The 11,558-nt window shown below is 43.9% G+C and carries 6 protein-coding genes; 5 read left to right on the top strand and 1 reads right to left on the bottom strand.

All coding sequences use genetic code 11. The features are described 5' to 3' along the window. Nucleotides 1-234 precede the first annotated feature (234 nt). From uvrA to SFRI_RS19080, 3 genes are all read left to right on the top strand, one after another. Nucleotides 235-3,096: an excinuclease ABC subunit UvrA gene (uvrA, locus tag SFRI_RS19070; protein WP_011639127.1), complete on the top strand. Its 2,862-nt coding sequence runs from the start codon at nucleotides 235-237 to the stop codon at nucleotides 3,094-3,096. A 50-nt stretch (nucleotides 3,097-3,146) separates the two neighbouring features. Beyond that, nucleotides 3,147-4,118 (top strand): M20/M25/M40 family metallo-hydrolase, encoded by a 972-nt coding sequence (locus tag SFRI_RS19075; RefSeq protein ID WP_011639128.1) that lies wholly within the window; start codon nucleotides 3,147-3,149, stop codon nucleotides 4,116-4,118. A 254-nt stretch (nucleotides 4,119-4,372) separates the two neighbouring features. Then, nucleotides 4,373-6,277 carry a DEAD/DEAH box helicase gene (locus SFRI_RS19080; protein ID WP_011639129.1) on the top strand — a complete coding sequence of 635 codons (1,905 nt, stop codon included), beginning with the start codon at nucleotides 4,373-4,375 and terminating at the stop codon, nucleotides 6,275-6,277. A 436-nt stretch (nucleotides 6,278-6,713) separates the two neighbouring features. Here SFRI_RS19080 and SFRI_RS19085 read toward each other — a convergent pair whose 3' ends face one another. Next, nucleotides 6,714-7,682 carry a DMT family transporter gene (locus SFRI_RS19085; RefSeq protein WP_011639130.1) on the bottom strand — a complete coding sequence of 323 codons (969 nt, stop codon included), beginning with the start codon at nucleotides 7,680-7,682 and terminating at the stop codon, nucleotides 6,714-6,716. Between the two features lie 207 nt (nucleotides 7,683-7,889). Here SFRI_RS19085 and SFRI_RS19090 point away from each other — a divergent pair, with 207 nt between their 5' ends. Together SFRI_RS19090 and SFRI_RS19095 are read left to right on the top strand one after the other, a co-directional pair. Then, nucleotides 7,890-8,993 (top strand): phosphoribosylaminoimidazolesuccinocarboxamide synthase, encoded by a 1,104-nt coding sequence (locus SFRI_RS19090; RefSeq protein ID WP_011639131.1) that lies wholly within the window; start codon nucleotides 7,890-7,892, stop codon nucleotides 8,991-8,993. A 373-nt stretch (nucleotides 8,994-9,366) separates the two neighbouring features. Next, on the top strand, nucleotides 9,367-11,511 hold the full coding sequence (locus SFRI_RS19095) for a TonB-dependent siderophore receptor (protein WP_041413782.1): 2,145 nt from the start codon (nucleotides 9,367-9,369) through the stop codon (nucleotides 11,509-11,511). Nucleotides 11,512-11,558: the final 47 nt, after the last annotated feature.

The following is an 11,558-nucleotide window of genomic DNA, read 5'->3' on the forward strand; positions in this document are numbered from 1 at the left end:
TTTGATAAGTAATTCAACAATATTATAAGGTGCGCATATTATCACAGCGCCATAAATTAGCTCAAAAGGAAATCACAGTTTTTGATATAAGGTGTTTTATCTGCACATGTTAAACTTTAGCGGAGTTTGATGCGTACCATAAAACCACCATAGTCAAAATTGATATGAAGTCCCCCAACAAACTATGCGATACTGATCGCTGTTTTGTTTTACATAAGTCATAGAGTGATATAGATGGATAAAATTGAAATACGCGGTGCCAGAACCCACAATCTTAAGAACATCAATCTAACCATTCCCCGTGACAAACTCATTGTGATAACTGGGTTATCCGGTTCAGGAAAATCATCATTAGCCTTCGATACTTTGTATGCAGAAGGCCAACGTCGTTATGTCGAATCGCTGTCGGCGTATGCACGTCAATTCTTGAGCTTAATGGAAAAACCCGATGTTGATCATATTGAAGGCTTAAGCCCTGCCATTTCAATTGAGCAAAAATCAACCTCGCACAATCCACGATCTACGGTCGGTACCATTACCGAAATCTATGACTATTTACGCTTGTTGTTTGCCCGTGTGGGTGAGCCTCGCTGCCCAACGCATAATCAACCCTTGTCGGCGCAAACAGTCAGCCAGATGGTTGATAAAGTATTGGCGATGCCAGCAGACAGCCGTCAAATGCTGCTTGCTCCAGTGGTTAACGACCGTAAAGGTGAACACGTTAAATTGCTTGAAAGCTTATCGGCACAAGGCTACATCCGCGCCCGTATTGACGGTGAAGTATGTGACTTAACGGATCCTCCAACATTAGATTTACACATCAAACATACTATTGAAGTGGTTGTCGATCGCTTCAAAGTACGCGAAGACATGAAACAGCGTTTGGCTGAGTCGTTTGAAACCGCTTTAGAATTATCTGGTGGCATTGCAAAAATTGCCAGTATGGATGATAGCAAAGCCGAAGAACTGATATTTTCAGCTAATTTCGCGTGTCCGCATTGTGGCTATTCGATGGCCGAACTTGAGCCGCGTATTTTCTCGTTTAACAATCCGGCCGGTGCTTGTCAAACTTGTGATGGTTTAGGTGTGCAGCAGTTTTTTGACCCTGAGCGAGTAATTGCTAATGATGAACTCTCATTAGCAGGCGGCGCGATCAGAGGCTGGGACCGACGCAACTTTTACTATTTCCAGATGCTCAGCTCGCTAGCCGAACATTATAAGTTTGATGTTGAGAAGCCATATGCCGAACTAAGCGACAAAGTTAGAAAGATCGTCTTATATGGTTCAGGCAAACAAAATATTGCCTTTAAATACATTAATGACCGCGGCGACGTAGTGATCCGTAATCATCCGTTTGAGGGCATTTTAAATAATATGGATCGCCGTTATCGTGAAACCGAAAGTAACTCGGTGCGCGATGAGCTGTCTAAATTTATTAATATGCAGCCGTGTAACAGCTGTGGTGGTTCGCGCTTACGTGAAGAAGCCCGTAACGTATTTATTGGTGAGTTAAACCTACCGCAACTGACAATGTGGTCGATTGGCGAAGCCAAACAATACTTCGACACCGTAGTGTTTGAAGGTCAACGCGCACAAATTGCCGAGAAAATATTAAAAGAGATCAGTCAACGCCTTGGCTTCTTGGTCAATGTGGGGCTTAACTATTTAAGCTTATCGCGCTCAGCTGAAACTTTATCGGGTGGCGAGGCGCAACGTATTCGCTTAGCCAGCCAAATTGGTGCGGGTTTAGTGGGCGTAATGTACGTGCTTGATGAGCCTTCAATTGGTTTGCATCAACGCGATAACGAACGTTTATTACAAACCCTTATCCATCTGCGTGATTTAGGCAATACCGTGATTGTGGTTGAACACGATGAAGATGCGATTCGCTTAGCGGATCACATTATCGATATTGGCCCTGGTGCTGGTGTACATGGTGGTGAAGTGATTTGTGACGGTACCCTAGAAGATATTCTTAACTGTGAAGAGTCGGTTACGGGCCAATATATTTCCGGTAAAAAGCAAATACACATTAGTGACCAGCGCACCCCTATCGATCCGAAAAAGGTGATTGAGTTATTTGGCGCATCGGGTAATAACCTAAGAGATGTTGATTTAACCATTCCAGTTGGATTGTTTACCTGTGTTACTGGCGTATCGGGTTCAGGTAAATCAACACTGATTAACGACACCTTCTTTAAAATTGCCCATCGGATGCTCAATGGCGCTACCGTTGATGAACCTGCACCCTACAGAAGCATTGAAGGCATGGATCATTGCGACAAAGTAGTCGATATTGATCAAAGCCCTATTGGCCGTACGCCACGCTCGAACCCTGCCACCTATACGGGTATTTTCACCCCAATACGTGAACTGTTTGCTGGCACACAAGAATCGCGCACCCGTGGTTATCAGGTGGGTCGCTTCTCGTTTAACGTCAAGGGCGGTCGTTGTGAAGCCTGCCAAGGTGATGGGTTAATTAAAGTGGAAATGCACTTTTTACCTGATGTTTATGTTCCTTGTGATTCGTGTAAAGGTAAGCGTTATAACCGCGAAACCTTAGAAGTAAAATACAAAGGCAAAAACATTCACGAAGTGCTGCAAATGACGGTTGAAGATGCTCGTGGCTATTTTGATGCGATTCCATCTATTTCACGTAAATTGCAAACCTTAATGGATGTCGGCTTGTCGTACATTCGCTTAGGACAAAGCGCGACAACCTTATCTGGCGGTGAAGCTCAGCGCGTTAAACTGGCCAAAGAGTTGTCTAAACGCGATACAGGTAAAACCTTATACATTTTAGATGAACCCACTACAGGGCTTCACTTTGCCGATATTCAACTATTGTTAGAAGTACTGCATCGCTTAAAGTCTCATGGCAACACTGTTGTGGTGATTGAGCATAATCTAGATGTGATTAAAACCGCAGACTGGATTATCGATTTAGGCCCTGAAGGTGGTGCTGGCGGCGGCATGATTTTAGCCGCAGGCAGCCCAGAAGAAGTAGCAGAGCACCCAGAGTCTCATACCGCGAGATTCTTAAAGCCGATGTTGGCGCTTCACAGCAAACGTATAAAGGCTAAAAAAGCCAAATAACACGCTGAGATCAAATACCAAACCTTAGGTGAATAAGAGGAGAACACACTATGTTTACTACTCAAATTCACCTTAAGGTATTGGCTATGATGTTATTGTGCGGCTTACTCAATGCCTGCAGCCAAACACCTCAACAATGCTCGTCAGCTATTATCACCACTTGGTCTAGCGCCCATAGCCAAATTACTCAAGATATCACCACACTGAGTTCCACTGAATTTCAAGGCCGCAAGACTGACTCTGAAGGCGCCCGCCTGACTCAAGCGTATTTAATCACACGATTTACAGAGATGGGCTTACAACCCTGGCAGCCAAATTTTGCCGTCCCGTTTAGCTTTCAACATCAATTTTCAACCGTCTCTGGGGTTAATATCATTGCCACTATTGCGGCTAAAACTCGCTCAAACCGATGGCGAGTGATTACAGCTCATTATGATCACTTAGGTCAAACGGCCAATAAAATGTATCCAGGTGCTGATGATAATGCCTCAGGCATTGCCGGAATGATGGCAATTGCAGCCCAATGGCAGGAAAATCCACCGTTAGATGATGTTAATTTGATGATTGTCGCAACCGACGCTGAAGAACCCGGCTTATATGGTAGCTATGCATTAGTGACGTTATTGCAGCAATACCCACTTATGGACATTGAGCTAAGCGTAAACTTGGACATGATAGGTCATCCAGATCGTCGTAGAGCAATCTACATGGAAGGGCAAAAAAATCTGTCAAATTTTGAGTCAATCAAACCATTGTTGATGCAACAGACCCAATTATGTATTCGAACTCATCACACAAATTTACTAAGTGGCCGGATGAAAAAAAGTGATTGGCTCAGAGCGTCAGACCATTACCCATTTCATAAAGCTGGCTACTCCTGGGTGTATTTTGGCGTGCCACCCCACGCGCAATATCACACGGCCGACGACACAATAGCCACGTTAGACATCGACTTTATAGTGGCGGTTGCTGAAACAGTATATCAAATGCTCAGCATCGATAAGCTGACCAAGGCCCCATAAACAGCCTAATCCACGCCAACAAATGTTCACTTTTCAACCAATTAACAAATCTTAAAAATCAAGAATCAGGCCAATCTTAAACTAGAATAGGCAATTTAATGTTTATTTTCAGTTTTTACGTGGTCAACACGCTTTGTTGCTGCTATAATACGCCCCCTTATCGGCGCGGGAAATCGACACGGGGTTGATTTTCTGTCTGTGAAACTTTAGCACGAGCTTCCGAACTTCGTGCGCATCCACAAGGCTACAACTCAATGTCATCTGAAAGAACTTTCCGCGAACTCGGCCTGTCTGAGTCTTTGTTGCGTTCGCTTGACGAGTTAGGTTATGAAAACCCAACTCCTATTCAAGCTGCTAGTATCGACCCGCTTATGGCTGGTAAAGATATTATCGGTCAAGCACAAACCGGTACCGGTAAAACAGGCGCGTTTGCCCTGCCTTTACTAAACAAAATCGACATGAAAATCAATGCTCCACAGATTTTAGTGTTAGCACCAACCCGCGAATTAGCGGTTCAAGTTGCCGAAGCATTTGGTAGTTATGCCAAATTCATGAAAGGCTTCCACGTACTACCGATTTACGGTGGTCAAAGCATGCAACAACAATTAAACGCCCTTAAGCGTGGACCACAAGTCATTGTTGGTACTCCTGGTCGTGTAATGGATCACATGCGTCGTGGCACATTAAAGCTAGATAATCTAAAAGCCTTAGTATTAGACGAAGCCGATGAAATGCTAAAAATGGGCTTCATCGATGATATCGAATGGGTATTAGAGCACAAGCCTGCTGACAGCCAACTTGCATTATTCTCTGCCACTATGCCTGAGCAAATTAAGCGCGTAGCAGCTAAGCACTTATCTAATCCAGTGAACATCAGCATAGCGTCTAGCCAGACAACTGTTGAGTCTATCGACCAACGTTATGTGCAAGTATCACAACACAACAAACTAGAAGCGTTAGTACGTGTTTTAGAAGTTGAAAATACTGAAGGTATTATCATCTTCGTTCGTACCCGTAACAGCTGTGTTGAATTAGCCGAAAAATTAGAAGCCCGTGGTTATGCTTCATCTCCATTACATGGAGACATGAATCAACAAGCTCGTGAGCGTGCTGTTGAGCAGCTTAAGCGCGGCAAGTTAGACATTTTAATCGCGACTGACGTTGCGGCACGTGGTCTTGACGTTGAACGTATTGGACACGTAGTAAACTACGATATTCCTTATGATTCAGAAGCCTATGTTCACCGTATCGGTCGTACAGGTCGTGCTGGTCGTACTGGTATGGCAATCCTATTTGTAACCAATCGTGAAATGCGCATGTTACGCACTATCGAACGCGCTACAAACAGCCGTATTTCGCCAATGAAAGTGCCTAGCCCTGAATCAGTTGCAGAGCGTCGTTTATCTCGTTTAGGCGAGCAAATCCAAGAAACCATTAACGGCGACTTAGATTTCATGAAAAATGCTGTAGCTGAATTATGTCAACAGCTTGAAGTTGATACCGATTTACTAGCTGCTGCGTTGCTACAACAAGTACAACAAGAGCGTCCACTACAGTTACCAACTATTACCGAACGTCAACGTGATTCACGTGACGAGCGTAGTGATCGTGGTAGCGACCGTGGTGACCGCAATAGCAGCGACCGTCCACGTCGTGAACGCAGTGACCGTGGCGAGCGTAGTAGCCGTCCAGCACCAAATAGCTTTGGTGATGCAGAAGGCTTAAAAGATAACCCAGACGTTAAAATGAATCGTTATGTTATCGATGTAGGTCGTGAAAATGGTGTTGGTGTAGGTAACATCGTTGGCGCTATCGCTAACGAAGCAAACATCGACAGCCGTTTCATTGGTCAAATCCAATTGTTTGATCAAGTCACAACGGTTGATTTACCAGACGGAATGCCTAAAGACATCCTTTCACACCTAAGAAAAGTTCGTGTGTGTGGTCGTCCTTTAAACATTCGTGAAGCGGGTGATGAAGTGTTTGCTGACACGACTCGCGGCGCAGGCGCTCCACGTCGCCCACGTAGTGATCGTGCTCGTAGTGACCGTCCACGTACCGACCGCCCAGCGGGTGATCGTCCGGCTAGTGATCGTCCGGCTAGTGACCGCCCTGCAAGTGCAGAACGTCGTCCACGTAAGCCACGTGACAACGGTTAATCATTCAGTTGAATGACACAAAAAATGGAGCCTAAGGGCTCCATTTTTGTTTTCTGCTTTTACTCTCTATTCTCTATTCTCTATTCTCTATTCTACAAAATAAGTCTAAAAAATAATTAACATCCATTAACGTGGCGATTACCTGTTTAATATCACTATTCCTAGGTTCTAGGTCGCTACGCGGCTAGATGCTATAGCAAGAGCCTAGATCGCTACGCTGCTAGGACGCTGCGCGGCTAGACTCTATAAAATCTTAGCAGCGAAGCTGTCCCTACCTCCTGAGAGAGCAAGCGGTGACGAGAGAGATTAAGAGGTGGCAAACCAGTCAGACCGTTTTATCTGTGAGCGCAGCGTTCGCTTGTTATCACTTCCTAGCAGGACGCAGTCCGCCCTAGCAGCGAAGCGACCCTAGTGATAATCTGTTTGCACCAAAGTGTTATAATACAGTCCTGAACGCTTTTGCCTGTTTACGCTTTTGATACATAGGCACAATTTGCACCACAAATACCGCACACACAATCAGCACTATCCCCATAAATGACAATACATCGATGTTCGCACTGGTAAACACCCCGCTCCACCAGCCAAAACTGACCACCAATTCGGTAGCACTAAAACTCAATACCGGCGTTAACGATAACATCGCACTCACTTGCGCGGTTGGCCAATAATGTAAAGCTTGACCAAAACAGCCGTACGCAATCAAAGTATTGGCGCCGCAAAAAAGTACTATCCACCATTGATCGAGCGTCATCGCTTCAAACTGACTAAAGTCACTCAATGGCGCCATAAGCACAATGCCTAATGCATAGATAAATAACAGCACATTGCTCGGCGATAACTGTTGGCTTATCGACTTTTGTAATAGGGCGTAGCTGGTCCACGAGATCACCGAAAACTGCACAATCATAATACCGAGCAATACTTGGTGAGCGCTCGCTTGATTTAAATCGAATTGCGGGTGGAAAAACATCAGCATGCCCAGTCCAAGCGTGGCAAAACAACTTAGCTGGAATGCATTGAAACGCTCTTTGAAAAACAACACCCCACCAAATGCCAAGAAAAAAGGCGCGGTTTGAAAGTTAAGCTGGGCAGTACCTGGGGCTAAATATCCTAACGAATAAACAAACGACACGTAATTGCACATCAACAGCACGCCAGCGAGCAGCAATTTCAACCATACTAATGAAGGTAAACCGACAAATTGACGTAATGCACCTAAGCGCCATTGAATTAACAAGGTCACGACTAATGCCATGACAAACCGAAACCAGGTCAACGTCACTGGTGTAATAAATCCACCCGATAGCTTTAATGCTATAGGCAAAATACCCCAGAAAAATACTGCTATAGAAACAAATATCAGTCCTAAACGGGTATTCGCGCTTGCTTGTTCACTGTTCACGTTGGTTTATCCATCACATCATTAAGGCGTGAATTCTGCCTGATTAACCCAATAAAGTCTTTATCAAGAAAGGCTAACCTTACCCTTGATTGTTCGCATAACAAAAAAGCCTATTTCAACACCTCCTTTTATCGTGCAAACGCATTGAATGCAGGTAAAATAGCCGCCATAAAATCCTATGTACCCTACTACCTAAGGAACACTCGCATGAGTCTTGCCGATTCCGTTCTTGCCGTGAACAATGATTTACCTATCCGTACCGACAAGCCTGTCCACAGTGGCAAAGTACGCAGTGTTTACTGGTTAACCGACACTGATAGCCGTCGCTTAATTCGCGACAAAGGTTACGATGTACCTGAAGATACTCCGCTAGCGATTATGGTGATCAGCGACAGGATCTCGGCGTTCGATTGTATTTTTCATGGCGAAGGTGACTTGCAAGGTATTCCAGGTAAAGGCGCTGCACTGAATGCGATTTCAAATCATTGGTTTGGTTTATTTGCCGAAAATGGTTTAGCCGACAGCCACATTCTAGATATTCCGCATCCTTTTGTATGGATAGTGCAAAAAGCCCGTCCAATTAAAGTAGAAGCGATTTGCCGTCAATACATTACCGGCTCAATGTGGCGTGCTTATTCAAAAGGCGAACGGGTATTTTGTGGTATCACCTTGCCAGAAGGGTTAAGCAAAGATCAAAAACTGCCAGAGTTACTGATCACTCCATCAACCAAAGGGATTTTAACCGGTATCCCAGGTGTGCCAGCGCAAGATGACGTTAACATTAGCCGTAGTGATATTGAAGCCAACTACCAAGCCTTTGGATTTGAAAAACCACAAGATATCGACTTGTATGAAACCTTGCTAAAGCAAGGCTTTAAAGTAATTTCAGATGCGCTAGCAAAGCTTGATCAAGTGTTTGTCGATACTAAGTTTGAGTTTGGCTACGTCAATGACAAAAATGGCCAATCAAAACTGATTTACATGGATGAAGTCGGTACGCCTGATTCATCACGTATTTGGGACGGAGCCGCTTATCGTGAGGGCAAGATTGTTGAAAACTCAAAAGAAGGCTTCCGCCAGTTCTTACTGAATCATTTTGACGATGCTGACATTTTGCTAAACAAAGACAGAATGCCAGAACGTGAAGCGCTTGCTCGTGACAATGACTTACCATTAGACGCAATGATGAATGTATCGCGCACTTATATAGGTGTTGCAGAAAAAGTCACAGGTTCAAGCATTCCATTACCAGCCAACCCAAAAGCTGACATTATTAAAGTGTTACGTGAACAGTATGATTTAATTGTGTAAATTAATTTAACGGTATAATAAACAAGGCGCTAATAGCGCCTTGTTTATTATTAGCTGACCCAATTAATGCCTATCAAAAAAGATTATCTCCTTCCTAAAACCATTGCCAGTAACTCACGCCGTATGTTTATGTTCGCTTAGTACCTTTTCACCACTTAAAACCTTTCGCTGCTTAACAAGCTCAACGACAGCATCACCTAGCAAAAAATTCCCCGCACTAACCAAAATTTACAATACTTACAATTGTAAATGATAATGATTTCTATTTAATGCTTATGTATCATCATGGCGGTTGAATAATTACGCTACAAAAACCGACTTGGTAAACACTCAGAACATGGATTCGTTCATAGCAGTAAAAGATGATAACACCATGAAATTAAATAAAATTAGTTTAGCTGTATTATGTGCCATCAGCCTCAGTCAACAGGCCATTGCCGCCGACACAGTGCCTGATGAAAACACTAAAAAAGAAAATATCGAAACAATTGAAGTAAAAGGCAGTTACATTGCCGGCTATAACGCCCACTCAGCCAGCGGCGCATCACGCTTAGATTTAGCCATTACCGATATTCCCCAATCTGTTTCAGTCATTACCGATGCCCAATTGCAAGATTTTCAGTTGCATGACATTAACGCGGCACTCGATACCGCTACCGGCGTCAATGTTGAACGTATTGAGACTGACCGTACGTATTATACCGCTCGTGGTTTTGACATTACGAACTTCCAAATCGATGGCATTGGTTTACCGCTAACATCTGGTAACAACCATGCCGACGAAGACACAGCTATTTACGACCGTATTGAGGTCATCCGTGGAGCCAACGGTTTAATGACTGGCGTAGGTAATCCATCGGCAACCATTAACTTCATTCGTAAACGCCCAACAGCAGACAATCAACTTACGGTTAATGGTACTTATGGCAGCTTTAATAACACCCGCTTAGAAGCAGACGGAACTGTCAGAATAAATGACACCTTTGCCGCTCGTGCAGTTGCCGTTACCCAAAGCAAAGACTCTTACTTAGATCGCTACCAAACAGACAAAAATGTCTTTTATGTGTTTTTAGAAGCCAACTTATCTGACGACACTAGTTTGTCACTAAGCCACAGTTACATGAATAACGATGCTACCGGCAATAACTGGGGCGCGTTACCGTTATATTATACTGACGGCAGCGCGACTAATTACGACAGATCGACCAATACCTCTGCCGACTGGTCAAACTGGCAAGTTGTTAAAAATAATACTGTGTTAGAGCTTAGCCATCATTTTAATGATGATTGGCGTTTACGGGCGACTTATTCACATAAAACAACCGATGAAGATACTGAGCTATTTTATGTTTTCGGTACGCCAGACAAGGATACCGAATTAGGCTTAACCGGTTATGGTAGCGAATATGATTTAGATGATAAGCATGACCTAATCGATATGTATGTTGATGGTAACTTCAGCTTGTTTGGCCGAGATCATCAGATTGTAGCGGGGGTAAATTACTCTAAAATGAGCTACACCGACAGCTCACTTTACGATTACACCACCGGCAATGGCTTCCCCAAGATGCCAGATCTCAACACCTGGGATGGCAATACACCAAAGCCGACCTTCAAAGATAGCTTACGTGGCAGTGATGTCTCGCGTGAACAGCAAGCCGCCTATTTCACCGGACGATTTAACATCGTTGATGATTTGCACGTTATCGTTGGTGGTCGCTACAACGACTGGCAGGCAGAAGGTGTGTCTTATGAAGTAGACCAAGAAGCTGACTACCAAAAGTTTATCCCTTATTTAGGCGCCGTTTATCGCTTTATGCCAGAGTTAGTGGCTTATGCAAGCTACACCGAAACCTTTGTACAGCAAGATGAAGTGGACATTGACAATCGATTCCTTGATCCCATTACCGGTGAAAGCCGCGAAATTGGTTTAAAAAGTGAATTGTTTAATGGACGTTTAATTGCCAGCCTAGCGTACTTTGATGTGGTTCAAACCAATATAGCAGTACTTGACCCTGCCACTGAAGGGTTACCAATAGACTTACAGAAGTATTATGGTTCCGACGGTATCAGCAGCACAGGGTATGAAATCGATATTGCTGGTGAAATTTATTCAGGTCTTAATGTCAGTATTGGTTATACCGATTTTGATATCGAAGGTGATGATATCGTTGCAGCTTACACACCAAGCAAGTTATTCAAACTAGCGGCCACTTATGACTTTGAAGCCATTGAAGGATTCTCTGTTGGCATGAACATGCGTTGGCAAGACGACATCTCTCGCAACCAAGGTGTCGTTGCCGTAGGGTTTGATAATGCAGGTGCTGACATTGTCACTAAGCAAGACGCTTACACGGTTATCGACCTCATGGCTAAATATCAAATCACCGAAAACTTAGGTTTAGCGGTTAATGCCAATAACGTTGGCGATGAGAAATACATCAATAGTTTATATTGGGCTCAAGGGTATTACGGTGCACCTGCCAATTATAGCGCGACCCTAACCTGGAAAATGTAAGTTTAAACAGCATCAATTGAAGAGTAAATGATGTAACCCGCTAATGG

Source organism: Shewanella frigidimarina NCIMB 400 (genome assembly GCF_000014705.1).
In the GTDB taxonomy this organism is placed as follows: domain Bacteria; phylum Pseudomonadota; class Gammaproteobacteria; order Enterobacterales; family Shewanellaceae; genus Shewanella; species Shewanella frigidimarina.